The sequence below is a fragment of the Cobetia sp. 5-25-4-2 genome, from assembly GCF_013374075.1.
Lineage (GTDB): Bacteria > Pseudomonadota > Gammaproteobacteria > Pseudomonadales > Halomonadaceae > Cobetia > Cobetia marina.
Genome location: NZ_BLWK01000005.1, coordinates 187,718 through 200,696, shown reverse-complemented (window position 1 = coordinate 200,696; position 12,979 = coordinate 187,718). Strand labels below are relative to the sequence as shown.

The window sequence follows — 12,979 nt, the reverse complement described above, 5'->3', positions numbered from 1 at the left end:
ATGCGCATCAGTACCCAAACCCTCTATGCCCAGGGCGTCAATTCGATGCTGGAGCAGCAGGCCGCGTTCTCGAAGGTGTCCGATCAGCTCGCCAGCGGCAAGCGCGTGGTCAATCCCTCGGATGACCCCAGTGCCGCCAGTCAGGCAGTGACGATCTCGCAGGCACAGGCCGTCAATGAGCAGTTCGCGGACAGTCGGACCACGGCGCGCAACACCTTGTCCCTCGAGGAAAGTACGCTCAATCAGGTCACCGATACCATCACGCATGTCCAGAGCCTGATCGTCCAGGCAGGCAATGGCACTTTCAGTGACAGCGATCGCGACGCGCTGGCCACCGAGATCGAAGGCAGCCGTGACGTGCTGCTGGGGCTGGCCAACAGCACCGATGGCAATGGCAACTATCTGTTCGGTGGCCTGCAGGGGGATACGGCGCCCTTCGCTGAGGACGGCACCTATCGCGGAGATGACCAGCAGCGCCAGCAGCGCGTCGACAGCTCGCGCCTGATGGAGGTCAATCACACCGGCAGCCAGATCTTCGCTGGCGTGGCATCCGGCAGCCAGTCGTTGGCGATCCAGACCAGCAGCCGCGAGTCGTCATTGCCGATCACCTTCAAGGGGCCGGAGCTGATCGATTCAAGCGCGCGTGTCGATGGCGCTTCCTACACCATCGACATCGATGCGACTGGCGTCACGATCACCGATGCCGACGGCGCGGATGTCACGATGCTGGATGGTGATGGCGACCCGCTGGCATCACCGGTGGCGTTCCGCGATGGCATGACGCTTGCGTTCAATGGCCTGTCGATGACGCTGTCCGGTGATGAGCAACAGGTGCTTGAGGCTCAGGCGTCCGGCAAGGCAACGCAGCTGGTGGTCGAGGAGGGAGAGGCCAGCGCCGAGGTCTTCGCCAATCTGGACAGCCTCATCACGGCACTGGCGACGCCCATCGAGACCGACGAGGATCAAGCCGCGTTCGACAATGCCATCGCGAGCGCCAGTCGCCAGTTCCGCAACAGTCTCGACAACGTGCTGACCGTACGCGCCGATGTCGGCACCAAGCTCAATGAACTGGACGCTCTCGATCTCATCGGTGATGACCGCGAAATCAATTATGCCGCCACACGCTCTGACCTGATCGACCTGGATTACAATGCCGCGATCTCTGATTATTCACTGGCTCAGGTCGGGCTGCAGGCCTCCCAGCAGGCCTTTTCCGAGATCTCCTCGATGTCGCTGTTCGATTATCTGCGCTGATTCACAGACCGCTTCCCAGCCCTGCATGCACGGCCTGCAGGGCGCTCAACGCCTGACGGAACAGCAGCGACAGCCAATCCGTCATGCCGGGCATCATCAGCCACAGCATGGCGATGCCCAGCAGCAGGGTGAGCGGAAAGCCGATGGAGAAGACGGATAGCTGCGGCGCCGAGCGGTTCAGTACGCCCATGGCCAGATTGATGGCCAGCAGCGATGCCACCAGTGGCAATGCCAGCAGCAGGCCTGCGCTGAACAGGCTGGCGCTCCAGAGCAGCAGGTTTTCCAGTCCCGGTGACCCCAGCCTAGCGAGATCCAGCGGGATGTCATGGAAATGTCCCACCAGAATTTCCAGCACCAGCAGATGGCCGTTGAAGGCCAGAAACAGCAGCATCGCGAGCATGCCCAGCAGACGTGACAGCACCTGGGTGTTGGTGCCGGTGTCCTCGGAGAAGAAGCTGGCGAAGGCCAGCCCCATCTGCAGACCGATGAATTCCCCCGCCGCCTCGACGATGGCGAAGGTGATGCGCATCACCAGACCCAGTGCCATGCCGACCGCCATCTGCAGTGCCAGTTGCCACACGGCCACCAGCCCCAGCATGTCCGGTGCCGGTGGGCTGTCGATCAATGGCGCGATGATCACGGCCAGGCCGAACGCCATCAGCAGTCGCACCGGGGTCGGCAGACTCCGGTGCCCGAAGATCGGCGCGATCAGCATGAAGCCTGACAGGCGCGCGAACGGCCACATGACACTGACGATCATCGCCTGGAGCTGATTCGGGTCCAACCCGTTCATGCGCGCTCCCAGCCTAGCCGATCAACTGCGGAAAGCCCGTGAAGACGCTGCGCGTGAAGTCGAGCAGCGTCTCCAGAAGCCAGGGGCCCGCCGCGACCAGCACCGCGAAGACGCCGAGAATCTTGGGGATGAAGGACAGTGTCATCTCGTTGATCTGCGTGGCGGCCTGGAACAGGCTGACCACGAGCCCGATCACCAGCGCGCTGGCCAGCAGCGGGCTTGCCACCAGTAGCGTGATGTACATGGCATGTGAGGCCAGACTGGTGATGACGTCAGGTGTCATGCGCGACTCCATGGGCGATGAGGCGGAGAAAAGACGGAGATGAGTCGAAGATGAAAATGTAAAGAAGATCAGACACAGAGGGCCGGTGCTGCTGGCCAGCGGGAGGGCCGGGCCAGCCAGCTCACTCGCGACATCGATGGAACCTTCCGTCGAGAGCTCAGTAGAAACTGTCGGCCAGTGACCCCAGCAACAGCTGCCAGCCATCGACCAGCACGAACAGCATCAGCTTGAAGGGCAGCGAGATGGTGGCAGGCGGTACCATCATCATCCCCAGCGCCATCAGGACGCTGGCCACCACCAGGTCGATGATCAGGAAGGGCACGAACAGCGTGAAGCCGATCTGGAAGGCCGTCTTCAGTTCGCTGGTCACGAAGGCCGGCAACAGGACACGCCAAGGCACCTCCTGTGGCCCCTGTATCTCATCGAGTTCTGCCAGGCGCGCGAACAGCGCGATGTCAGGCTCACGCACCTGGCCGAGCATGAACTCCCGCAGCGGCACGCCGCCGCGTTCGATGGCTTCCTGAAGGCCGATCTGCTGGCTGTCGTAAGGCTGCCAGGCCTCGTCATGGATGCGCTCGATGACGGGCGACATGATGAAGAAGGTCAGAAACAGCGCGATGCCGACCAGAATCTGATTGGGGGGAGCCGACTGGGTACCGATGGCCGTGCGCAGCAGCCCCAGCACGATGATGATGCGAGTGAAGGCGCTCATCATCAGCAGTGCCGCCGGCAACATCGCCAGCCCGCTCAACAGGATCAATGTCTGGACATTGAGCGACCACTGCTCGCCACCGTTGGGCAATGGCTGGCTGGTCAGCCCCGTCAGGACATCGGCGTGGGTCGGCAGACTGGTCATGGCCAGCAGGATCGCAAGCCCCGCCTTGATGAGCGTCGCCGTCCCGCGGCCGGCTGGTCGGGGGATGTGGCATGTCGCGGTCATCGCTCGACCGCCTTGTTCGTCAGACGTGACTGCAACAGCGCCGCGAAGCCCTGCTTGCGTGCGGTATCAGACCCAGACTCGCCGCCGGCCTGGCAGTCGAGGTTCTCGGGCAGTGCCTGCTCGTCGAGATCCCCCAGATGGCTGACGCCCTGCGGCCCCACCCCCAGCATCAGGCGCTGATGCCCCACCTCGACCACTACCAGACTCTGCTTGTGGCCCAGTGGCAGGCGTGCCAGGGCGCGGAGCGGTACGCGTGTGCCGTGAACATCGGCCCCGGCTCCCAGACGCTTGACCAGCCAGGCCAGCAGCAGGATCAGCGCGATCACCCCTGACAGCGCAAGTCCCGTGGTGGCAAGACTCGCCGCCCCGAGCGGCGTTTCCTGTGGGTCATGCCGGAAGCCGGGCTCGGTAGGGGCCAGCGTCTGCGTGGTGTGTGCAGCGGTAGTGCCACCCGCGAGGATGTCACCCGCAGGGGGGGCGTCGGTGGCGGCAGTGGTCGTCTCGGCGAGATCAGACTCCGAGAGCGCGGCGGATATGGGAGCAGTGGCAGACATGCAGAGACAGCCTCAGCGGTTGAGCTTCTGTACCCGCTCATTGGGAGTGATGATTTCCGTGATGCGGATACCGTACTTGTCCTCGACCACGACGACCTCGCCCTGGGCGATCAGATAGCCATTGATCAGGATGTCCATCGGCTCACCGGCCAGGCCATCCAGCTCGATCACCGAGCCCTGGGAAAGCTCCAGCAGCTGCTTGATGGTCAAGCGGGTGCGTCCGAGCTCCACGGTCATCTTGACCGGGATATCCATGATCATGTCCAGCTCACGCGGCCTCGTCTCACCTCCAGAGCCATCCAGCGGCTGGAAGATGTCGCTTGAGCCTGGCGCGGCGCTGGCGTTCGGCGCCTGCTCTTCCATGGCCTGGGCCCATTCCTCTCCCATCTGTTCAGTCATCGCTTCCGCCCAGGGATCATCGGGGGATTGGCCCGAGGCTGACGATCCGGCATCTCCCGGGGATTCGGGTGACGTGTGCTCTTCGGGCGAATTGGGCTCACTCATCGCCGGTGTCCTCGTATGCGGAATTGATCGGGTGATTGATGATGCGGCTCACGCGCAGGGCACGATGCCCGTTGGCGCTGCCAAAACCGGCTTCCAGGACTGGCACGCCATTGACGTAGGCATTGACGGTGCCCGGGCGTTCGATGGGCAGGACGTCACCAACCGCCAGTTCCGCCAGTGCCCCGAGCGTCGTTTCCAGCGAGCAGAAATCGGCATGCAGCTCGACATCGGTGGCGCGGACTTCCTGCCGCAGTCGCTCGCTCCACTGGCTGTCGCCCTCGGCGGTCGTTTCCTGCAGCGGGCTGGATAGCAGCTCACGATGGGGTTCGATCATCGAGTAGGGCAGGCAGATCTGGAAGTCACTGCTGTGATTGCCCACCTCGAGATGGAAGCCGGTGCAGACCACGATCTCGTTGGGGGAGCTGGTGATATTGGCGAACTTGACCTGCATCTCGCTGCGCAGGTACTCAAGCTCTGCCGGAAACACTCCCGACCAGGCGTCCTGATAGGCAGTGAGGGCCAATCTCATCAGGCGCTGGATGACACGTTGTTCCGTGCGGGTGAATTCACGGCCTTCGGACTTGGTCACGAAGCGGCCATCACCACCGAACAGGCTGTCGACCACCATGAAGACGAGACTGGGTGGGAAGACCAGCATCGAGGTGCCGCGCAGGGGCTTCATGGTGAACAGATTGATGTTGGTGGGCACCGGCACGTTGCGCGAGAACTCGTTGTAGCTGAGAAACTGCACCGGCCCTGGCGTGATGTCGGCTCCGCGCCGAATCAGATTGAACAGTCCCATGCGGAACTGGCGGCTGAAGCGTGAATTGATGATGTCCAGCGCATGCAGACGGTCCCGGATCACGCGGTGCTGGCGTGCGGGGTCAAAAGGGCGGATACGCTCCTTCTCGGGGGCCTTGGCAGCCTCCGAGCCGTGCTCTCCATTGACACCGGAGAGCAGCGCGTCGATTTCATCCTGGGATAGCAGGTCGTCTTGAGCCATGGAGGATTACTGCACGATGAAGTCGTTGTAGAGCACGCCGGTGATGGCCAGTGGCTGGCCCCCTTCACTGTAGGGACGAGACAGCTCGTCACGCAGCGTGGTCTGGAGCGCCAGCTTGCCGGACTGGCTGGTCAGCTCTTGTGGGTTCTGGCCTGACAGCAACAGCAGCATCCGGCTCTTGAGCTCAGGCAGGCGTGACTGCACCAGGCGTGAGGCGTCCTCGTCAGCCAGCTTGAAGGTCACCCCGATATAGAGCAGTCGATTGCCTCGCGGGCTCTCCAGATTGACGGTGAACGGTGCCAGCGGCAGGAAGACGGGGGGCGCTTCGACCACAACGTCCGGCGTGTCGTCCGCCTCGCTCGCCTGGCGGTCACTGAAGACCGGCAAGGCGAAATAGACCACTGCCAGGGCAGCAATCACGGCCGTCACCATGCTGATCAGACCGATCATCAGCCAGGTGCGGGATGGATTCTGTGAAGCGGTGGTCGATGACATCGTGATGCAAGGTCTCCGGGGTCGGTGGCTGGCGCCAGTATGCCCGACGGGCACCATGCCGAAGGGCGGAATAAGGCCACGCTTGGGGGCTTACTTGGGTGATGGTCGTATCATCTGCGCCTCAGGTCAGGCGCGGGGGCCTCTGCTCGCACGATGTCGTCACGCAAGTTCATCCCGCAGATCATGCCTGCCACTCGCGACCAGAGGAGAGCGCGGCAAGCGTCAGGTCGGAGGATTGGCGGCTCGCAAGCGCCGGGTCTTCAAGGGAGGAGGCCTGGCGGTCGTGAGTGTCTGATGAGGGGGCTCCTCCGGTGCGTGATGCCCAAAGGGGAGCGTGCTCGCCATGGCCGTCATCACGCCCACCTTGCTGGTCATCGCCCCAGTGGAACTGAGCAGCGGAATCGTCCTCGCCACTGATGGTGACCTCTGACAGGGCATGACCCTGCGCATCCAGCGCCTGACGCAGGTCCGCCAGGGACGCTTCCACCGCGGCACGCACCTGCTGATGCGCGGCGACGAAGTGCGCGCTGGTCGTCTGCTCGCCAAGGCTCAGGTGAATGCTGAGCCTGCCGAGATCCGCCGGGTTGAGCGTCAGCTCCGCCTGGGGCGTTCGGCTCAGTTGCATGCGCACCACCTGGTCGCTCAGGGACTGCTGCCAGGCCTGGCTGCCGACACTGGGGGACACGCCGTGAAGAGTGCCTTGCAGCATGCCTTGCGGTGCCATGCCGGGGGCCGCGAGAGGCATGCCAGCCAGTGAGTGGCCACCGGAGGCGCTGCTGACATCGCCCAGCATGCCGGAAAATAGCGCGACCTGATGGCTCGGCGACCCCGTCGCGACACCTCCCTCGCCGGGGAGCTCGGCGAACGGTCCCGTCTCGCCCTGAGTCAGGCTTGCGGGAGTCAGCGAAGTGAGTGCACGGCTCACGGCGTCGGTTGATGTGCGGGACGACAGGGGCGGCGTGTCTGTCGGGGGAGACGTGGTGGGTGTGCCCGCGGCCTTGCCTGCCTCGCTCTTGATGTCACCGACCTTGCCGCTGCGCAGTGAGGTGAACCAGTCACTGCGCGGAAGAGACGCCTGGGCCTGCTGCCCGTTGGCGCCCGCGAGCGCATCCGGCGTGGCGGAGCCGGAGGATGATCGGGCCTGATTCGTCATCTCCTGCAGGGCCTGCATGTGCTGTATCGCGCCATTGAGGTCCGAGGTGTCATCGGAGGGATGGCGGGGCTCGGCCTCGTGACTGGCGGTGGCACCTGCAAGATCTCGAGAGGTCTCGTCAGTCGTGGCGTCAGCGCTTGAATCAGTACTTGAGCCAGCCTTGGCGGCGCGATCATCCTCGAGTGCTCGAGCTGACTCGTCGTTCGTCGCCTGCGCTCGCTGGTGACGGGATTGCAGGCGAGCTTCCTGAGCCTGCTCCGCACTGCGCTTCTCCTCACTGCGAGCCTGCGCCAGATGCTGCTCGAAGTCCTGACCGGGGGAACTGACTCGGGCATCGCGCGGCTGGCTGTTTGAAAAGGCCATCGACGACGAGGAAGGCCCTGTCGTGGCCAGGATGCTGGGGCTATCGGTCATGCAAGCTCTCCCTGATGCGCCGGAATACGCGCAGTGATCGTGCCGTCATTCACTACGCTCAGAGGCTGGCGTGGCGCCGCCAGGCCTGCATGGCCATCTCGTCACTGCGACGTTGCTCGCTTGTCCGAACTTCGCGACTGGTCTCCAGGGCGGCGCGTTCCGCCAAGCCCTGCCAAGCCGCATGGGTGCGCTGCTCACTGACAAGACGTTGATGCCGGGCGGTCGTCTGCGACGTCTCCATCGCGACACGCTGGCGGCACTGCGCAATGGCATTGTCCAGCGAGGCGATGAAGGTCTGGAAATTCTGCCAGCTGGCCGGGTCCAGACCCTGGGCCAGGCGCTGCTGCATCTGCTGGCGATAATCGAGTCGATACTGCTCCAGCGTCGCCAGCTGGCTGGCGGCGGAGTCCTGGCGCTGACGCTGCTGATTCAGCAGGCGTGCGGCACCATCACGGCGGCGTTCGCTCAACCGGGTCAAGGTGTCAAAGCGTGAAGTGGATAGGGTCATGCGTGACGTTCCCTCGTGATGGCGAAAGGCGCAGCGCTGACGCGACACAGCCGCGTCACTGCTGGGCCAGCAGCTGTTCCAGCATGTCAGTACTATCGGCAAGGCTGGCGCGTTGTGAAGTGGCCTGTTGCAGGAAATGCCCCATGGGCTCATGCAGGCGCACCGCGTTGTCCAGGGTCTTGTCGCTGCCCGGCTGGTAGGCCCCGATGGCGATGAGGTCCTGATTGCGCTGATAACTCGAGTACAGCTGCTTGAAGCGGCGGGCTCTGGTCAGCTGGCGCTCCGGCGCCACCGCCGACATCGCGCGGCTGATGGAGGCCTCGATATCGATGGCCGGGTAATGCCCGCTCTCCGCAATGCGCCGCGACAGCACGATATGACCATCGAGAATCGCGCGGGCACTGTCCGCGATCGGGTCCTGCTGATCATCCCCTTCGGTGAGCACGGTATAGAAGGCGGTGATGGACCCGCCGCCACGCCGGCCGTTGCCCGTGCGTTCCACCAGTGCCGGCAGCTTGGCGAACACGGAAGGGGGATAGCCCTTGGTGGCCGGTGGCTCACCGATGGCCAGGGCAATCTCGCGCTGCGCCATGGCGTAACGGGTCAGCGAATCCATGATCAGCAGCACATCCCGGCCTTGATCGCGCAGGGATTCGGCGATGCGTGTCGCGTAGCTGGCCCCCTTGAGTCGATGCAGGGGGGTCATGTCAGCAGGGGTCGCGACCACCACCGCACGCTTGAGGCCTTCTTCGCCGAGCGTGTGCTCGATGAATTCCTGCACCTCGCGGCCACGCTCACCGATCAGACCGACCACGATGACATCGGCATTGGTGAAGCGGGCCATCATCCCCAGCAGTACGCTCTTGCCGACCCCTGAGCCGGCAAACAGCCCCATACGCTGCCCGCGGCCAACGCTGAGCAGGGCATTGATGGCGCGAATCCCCACGTCCAGCGGCGTGTCGATGGGGGCGCGTTCGAGGGGATTGAGCGGCTGTCCCTCCAGGGGCGCATGACTGACGTCTTCCAGCGGCCCCAATCCATCCAGCGGTCGGCCGACGCCATCCACGACACGCCCCAGCAGGGCGTCACCGACCGGATAGCGACGTTCGCCGACATTGCCATGCCCCAGGGGAATGACCTTGGCACCCGGCGCCACCCCACTGAGCGGGTCGATGGGCATCAGGTAGAGGGTCTGGTCGGCGAAGCCCACCACCTCGGCCTCTGCCGGCGACATGCCCGGCCCCAGTTCGATCAGGCAGCTGGCACCCACTGGCAGCCGCAGGCCGACGGCTTCGAGTACCAGGCCGGTGGCACGCACCAGTCGCCCGGTGGTGAGCTGGGGTTCCAGCGTCTCGACGCGCTGACGGATGGCCTGCATGGCGCTGCGCCATTGCTGAGAGGCAGAATCGCTCATGAGGGCAGACGCCCGAGGGTGTCAGACGACAGCGATGACGCCGCCGGCGCTGCCTGTGATGGCGCGAAGGCGTTCTCGGGGGGCTCCTGCAGCGACGGCTCCAGGTGCAGGATACGTGCACCTGCCGTGGTGTCATCCGTGGGGGCCGCGCGCTGGCGCAGCTGGCGTGACAGCAGTGCCAGTCGGCTTTCCAGACTGGCATCGTGACAGCCGCTGTCCGCCTCGGCACGACAGCCTCCGACGCTGAGGCTGGCATCCGGCAGACATTGCCAGCCCAGGCGGGCAAGTTCTGCGCCCATCGCCTGCTCGACCCGCGGCAGATCCGCCGGATTCAGATAGAGGCGAGGGCGCCCGAGCAGCGGTGGATCCGCGGCCAGCAGGCTGCGGACGCTCTCGACGACATGCTCGGGGTGCGCGCGGAACGACTCTCTGGCCAGATGCCGACCGACACTGACGGCGAGGGCCGCCAGCTCATCGCCGATCTGCTCCTCGAGGCAGGTCAATGACTGTTGCAGGTGATGGACAAGCGGCGTGATCTGAGCCAGCTGCTCGGCCAGCGCCTGTCGAGCGGCCTTGTCCTGCTGCTCGGCCTGCGCCTGCGCCTGCTGGCGTGCGCGCTCCAGCCCGGCTTGATAGCCGGCCGCTTCACCGGCGGCATAGCCTGCTTCATGGGCGGCCTGTTCGAGTTGGCGGCGCTGCGCTTCCAGCGTGGCACGTGCCCGTTGGGTCATGCGTCTGAGCAGCTCCGCATCCGGAGAAGTGCCTGACCCCGTCTGTCTCGTGCTTGCCTGTTGCGAGCCGGTGGCGTCTGGCCGCGCTTCCAGCGCCGTGTCCAGCGACTCGAGTTCCAGCGGCTGCCAGCCGTCATCTGCGCTGCTGGTGAGGTGATCAGACATAGGCCTCGCCACTCGAATTGATCACGATCTCGCCGCTGTCCATCAGGCGGCGAACGATATCCAGAACAGCTTTCTGCTCTGCCTCGACCTGGGTGACACGCACCGGGCCGCGCGCTTCCATGTCGTCCTTGAGCATCTCTGCGGCACGCTGCGACATGTTCTGCAGGAATTTCTGTAGCACGTCTTCCTTGGCCCCTTTCAAGGCTATTACCAAGGTGTCGTTGTCCACTTCCTTGAGCAACAGTTGAATGGCTCGATCTTCCAGGTCGGAGAGGTTCTCGAAAACGAAGATTTCATTGACGACTAACTTGGCGAGGCTTTCATCATGATGATGAATGGCTTCAAGCACCCTTTCCTCGTACTGACTGGGCATGAGATTGAGAATCTCGGCAGCGATCCGAATACCACCTGTCTTGCTGCGTTTCAGATCCTGGCCATCGAGCAGGTTGGCCAATACTTCGTTCAATTCCTGTATCGCTACTGGCTGGATGTCCGAGAGGGTAGCAATCCTCAACAGGATGTCATGACGCAAGGCCTCCTCGAACTGTTCGAGAATCTGTGAGGCCTGATGACGCTCAAGGTGAATCATGATGGTGGCAATGATCTGCGGATGTTCGTCGCCAATCATTTCGGCGGCCAGTGCTGGCTCCAACAGATTGAGCGTTTCAAGACCATTGCTCTGCCCTGTACTTGCGAAGATATCTTCGAATAGCGTGCTGGCACGATCCTGACCCAGTGCCTTGATCAGTACTGAGCGGATGTGGTCTCGAGATAGCATGTTGACTGCACTGAACTGCTGACTATCAGCATGAAAATCCTCAAGTAGTTGGGACATCTGCTGATGTGACACCTGAGGCAAGTGAGTCATCGTCGTGCTCAGTTTCTGGATCTCTGAAGTCGAGAAGAACTTGAAGACCTCGGCTGCAGTATCTTGATCCAGACTCATCAGTAGCGCAGCACTGCGCTCCAGACTGCTCAGAGACTTACTCATGGTGACTCATCCAGTTCTTGAGAATCATGGCGACCAGGCGAGGGTCCTTGCGGGCCATATCCTGTGCCTTCTTCAGGTCATGATGATAAGCAGAAGCGTTTTCCGATATGTTCTGTGCACTAGGGTAAGGCGCCATACCCGGCGGGCTCATATCACTTTTCTGAAGACTGTCGGCCATAAGCTGATCCACCATGGCTTCGTCATGTTCTGTAGTTGCCTGGGAATTGCTCTGCTGAGGTTGCAGCAGCGGCCGCAGCAGCTTGCGATACAGAACCCAGGCGACGATCAGGATGATCAGGTAGCGGCCAAGTTCGATGGCCAGCGCCTGGAGTTCAGGGTTCTGCCACCATTCGGCAATGTCATCCGGCCTCTCGTCGGCGCCGCCTGCCATCACGAAGGGTGCATTGATCACGCTGAGGCTGTCGCCGCGCTGCTCGCTGTAGCCCATGGCCTGACGTACCAATGCCTTGATCTGCTCAAGCGCTTCGCTATCCAGCGGGCGGGAGGTGACATTGCCGTTGGCATCCGTCACGCCTCGGTGATTGACGACCACCGCCACCGACAGCTTGTCCAGTCGCCCCAGCCGCTCACGGGTATGACGCACGACCTTGTCCAGCTCGTAGTTGGTGATCGAGCTGTGCTGATAGTTGCCACCCCTTTCCTCATCGGTTGCGTGGCTGGCGGCAGTGTCACCCTCATCCCCGGTGTCATCCGCGGCATTGATGGGCGAGGCGGCGGTACCCGGTGGCGTATTGGACAGTGCCCCGGGAATGCCGCCGATCATCGCCATGTCACCCGCGCCGGCATTGTTGAGCTGTGCACTGCGCACGGCGGCAGTGCCGGGGGTCTGATTGGGGCTGTAGTGTTCTTCCGTCTGTTCGGAATGCGAGAAATCCAGCTGGGCGCTGACTTCGGCACGGAAGTTGTCGCGTCCCAGAATCGGGGTCAGCAATACGTTGATGCGCGACTGGTAGCGTTGCTCCAGCGCCTGGGCATATTCCAGGGCGCTGCCATCGAGATTGAGCGTATCGCCGGCCGGGCGCGACAGCGGCTCGCCATTCTGGTCCACGACGGTGATGTCCTCGCTCACCAGGCCCTGCACGCTGCCTGCCACCAGATGCTGGATGGCCTGGATCTGGCGATCCTTGAGCTGTTGACCCCGATGCAACTCGACCACCACGGAGGCTGTCGCAGGGCGGCGCTCACGCACGAAGACGGATTCCTCGGGCAGGGCGAGATGCACGCGCGCGCTGGCGACGGGTTCGAGACTTGCGATGGTGCGTGACAGCTCCCCCGACAGGGCGCGCTGATAATTGACGTGCTCGGTGAACTGGCTGATGCCGAAGGCCTGGGTGTCCATCAGCTCAAATCCGGTACCGCCCTGACTCGGAAGGCCTTGCTGTGCCATGGACAGGCGCAGGCGATAGACCTGGTCTGCCGGCACTTCCAGGGTCGCGCCCTGATCACTGAGACGATAGGGCACGCCGGCCTGCTCGAGCTGCGTGACGATCTCGCCACCTTCATCGGCAGGCAGATCGCGGTACAGCACGCTCCACTGTGGTTGGGTACCCCATAGCAGCAGCGCGACGATGACGGCCACGCAGAACGCCGCCGCCATGATCAAGGGCAGGCGTGGCAGTGATGCCAGACGGGTCTTGAGGTCATTGACGGTGTAGCTGCCGTTGCCCGCCGAGGGCTTGCTGGCCCCCTGGGGCGCTGACTGGCTGGGTGTACTCATGCAGATGTCCGGTTAGCGCAAGATGACGGCGCCGTGGTC

At 63.4% G+C, this 12,979-nt stretch carries 14 protein-coding genes; 1 reads left to right on the top strand and 13 read right to left on the bottom strand.

The window, feature by feature from the left end:
* Positions 1-1,254, top strand: coding sequence for a flagellar hook-associated protein FlgL (flgL, locus tag HXS65_RS11965; protein ID WP_176493946.1), 1,254 nt, complete (start codon positions 1-3; stop codon positions 1,252-1,254).
* Between the two features lies 1 nt (position 1,255).
* Here the strand turns inward: flgL and fliR are convergent, their stop codons facing one another.
* The 13 genes from fliR to fliF all read right to left on the bottom strand — a co-directional run bounded on the left by fliR (position 1,256) and on the right by fliF (position 12,940).
* Positions 1,256-2,047, bottom strand: coding sequence for a flagellar biosynthetic protein FliR (fliR, locus tag HXS65_RS11960; protein WP_084208640.1), 792 nt, complete (start codon positions 2,045-2,047; stop codon positions 1,256-1,258).
* 13 nt (positions 2,048-2,060) lie between these two features.
* Complete coding sequence (fliQ, locus tag HXS65_RS11955) at positions 2,061-2,330, bottom strand: flagellar biosynthesis protein FliQ (RefSeq protein WP_077376253.1); 270 nt, start codon at positions 2,328-2,330, stop codon at positions 2,061-2,063.
* Between the two features lie 157 nt (positions 2,331-2,487).
* Positions 2,488-3,186, bottom strand: a complete 699-nt coding sequence (gene fliP / locus HXS65_RS11950) for a flagellar type III secretion system pore protein FliP (RefSeq protein WP_136938393.1) — start codon at positions 3,184-3,186, stop codon at positions 2,488-2,490.
* Positions 3,187-3,266: 80 nt separating this feature from the next.
* Positions 3,267-3,824: a flagellar biosynthetic protein FliO gene (fliO, locus tag HXS65_RS11945; RefSeq protein ID WP_176493945.1), complete on the bottom strand. Its 558-nt coding sequence runs from the start codon at positions 3,822-3,824 to the stop codon at positions 3,267-3,269.
* A 12-nt stretch (positions 3,825-3,836) separates the two neighbouring features.
* A complete protein-coding gene (gene fliN / locus HXS65_RS11940) occupies positions 3,837-4,328 on the bottom strand; it encodes a flagellar motor switch protein FliN (RefSeq protein ID WP_136937777.1) in 492 nt (163 codons plus the stop codon).
* Entirely contained in the window at positions 4,321-5,331 is a 1,011-nt protein-coding gene (gene fliM / locus HXS65_RS11935; protein ID WP_136937778.1) for a flagellar motor switch protein FliM, read from the bottom strand. Before fliM ends, fliN begins: the two co-directional genes overlap by 8 nt.
* A 6-nt stretch (positions 5,332-5,337) precedes the next feature.
* Positions 5,338-5,826: a flagellar basal body-associated FliL family protein gene (locus tag HXS65_RS11930; RefSeq protein ID WP_077376268.1), complete on the bottom strand. Its 489-nt coding sequence runs from the start codon at positions 5,824-5,826 to the stop codon at positions 5,338-5,340.
* A 181-nt stretch (positions 5,827-6,007) separates the two neighbouring features.
* Positions 6,008-7,393: a flagellar hook-length control protein FliK gene (locus tag HXS65_RS11925; RefSeq protein WP_176493944.1), complete on the bottom strand. Its 1,386-nt coding sequence runs from the start codon at positions 7,391-7,393 to the stop codon at positions 6,008-6,010.
* 58 nt (positions 7,394-7,451) lie between these two features.
* Positions 7,452-7,901: a flagellar export protein FliJ gene (fliJ, locus tag HXS65_RS11920; RefSeq protein WP_176493943.1), complete on the bottom strand. Its 450-nt coding sequence runs from the start codon at positions 7,899-7,901 to the stop codon at positions 7,452-7,454.
* A gap of 55 nt (positions 7,902-7,956) precedes the next feature.
* Positions 7,957-9,315 (bottom strand): flagellar protein export ATPase FliI, encoded by a 1,359-nt coding sequence (gene fliI / locus HXS65_RS11915; protein ID WP_077376276.1) that lies wholly within the window; start codon positions 9,313-9,315, stop codon positions 7,957-7,959.
* Positions 9,312-10,211 (bottom strand): FliH/SctL family protein, encoded by a 900-nt coding sequence (locus HXS65_RS11910; RefSeq protein ID WP_176493942.1) that lies wholly within the window; start codon positions 10,209-10,211, stop codon positions 9,312-9,314. The genes fliI and HXS65_RS11910 overlap by 4 nt, the downstream gene beginning before the upstream one ends.
* A complete protein-coding gene (gene fliG / locus HXS65_RS11905) occupies positions 10,204-11,202 on the bottom strand; it encodes a flagellar motor switch protein FliG (RefSeq protein WP_176493941.1) in 999 nt (332 codons plus the stop codon). The genes HXS65_RS11910 and fliG overlap by 8 nt, the downstream gene beginning before the upstream one ends.
* The gene (fliF, locus tag HXS65_RS11900) at positions 11,195-12,940 is read right to left on the bottom strand and encodes a flagellar basal-body MS-ring/collar protein FliF (protein ID WP_176493940.1); all 1,746 of its coding nucleotides are present in this window, start codon (positions 12,938-12,940) and stop codon (positions 11,195-11,197) included. The genes fliG and fliF overlap by 8 nt, the downstream gene beginning before the upstream one ends.
* Positions 12,941-12,979 lie beyond the last annotated feature (39 nt).

Bases quoted from the DNA above. Each gene is read 5' to 3' on its own strand.
- fliR (WP_084208640.1), bottom strand. From the start codon at position 2,047: ATGAACGGGTTGGACCCGAATCAGCTCCAGGCGATGATCGTCAGTGTC.
- fliN (WP_136937777.1), bottom strand. From the start codon at position 4,328: ATGAGTGAGCCCAATTCGCCCGAAGAGCACACGTCACCCGAATCCCCG.
- fliG (WP_176493941.1), bottom strand. From the start codon at position 11,202: ATGAGTAAGTCTCTGAGCAGTCTGGAGCGCAGTGCTGCGCTACTGATG.
- fliI (WP_077376276.1), bottom strand. From the start codon at position 9,315: ATGAGCGATTCTGCCTCTCAGCAATGGCGCAGCGCCATGCAGGCCATC.
- HXS65_RS11910 (WP_176493942.1), bottom strand. From the start codon at position 10,211: ATGTCTGATCACCTCACCAGCAGCGCAGATGACGGCTGGCAGCCGCTG.
- fliF (WP_176493940.1), bottom strand. From the start codon at position 12,940: ATGAGTACACCCAGCCAGTCAGCGCCCCAGGGGGCCAGCAAGCCCTCG.
- fliQ (WP_077376253.1), bottom strand. From the start codon at position 2,330: ATGACACCTGACGTCATCACCAGTCTGGCCTCACATGCCATGTACATC.
- HXS65_RS11930 (WP_077376268.1), bottom strand. From the start codon at position 5,826: ATGTCATCGACCACCGCTTCACAGAATCCATCCCGCACCTGGCTGATG.
- fliJ (WP_176493943.1), bottom strand. From the start codon at position 7,901: ATGACCCTATCCACTTCACGCTTTGACACCTTGACCCGGTTGAGCGAA.
- HXS65_RS11925 (WP_176493944.1), bottom strand. From the start codon at position 7,393: ATGACCGATAGCCCCAGCATCCTGGCCACGACAGGGCCTTCCTCGTCG.
- fliP (WP_136938393.1), bottom strand. From the start codon at position 3,186: ATGACCAGTCTGCCGACCCACGCCGATGTCCTGACGGGGCTGACCAGC.
- fliO (WP_176493945.1), bottom strand. From the start codon at position 3,824: ATGTCTGCCACTGCTCCCATATCCGCCGCGCTCTCGGAGTCTGATCTC.
- flgL (WP_176493946.1), top strand. From the start codon at position 1: ATGCGCATCAGTACCCAAACCCTCTATGCCCAGGGCGTCAATTCGATG.
- fliM (WP_136937778.1), bottom strand. From the start codon at position 5,331: ATGGCTCAAGACGACCTGCTATCCCAGGATGAAATCGACGCGCTGCTC.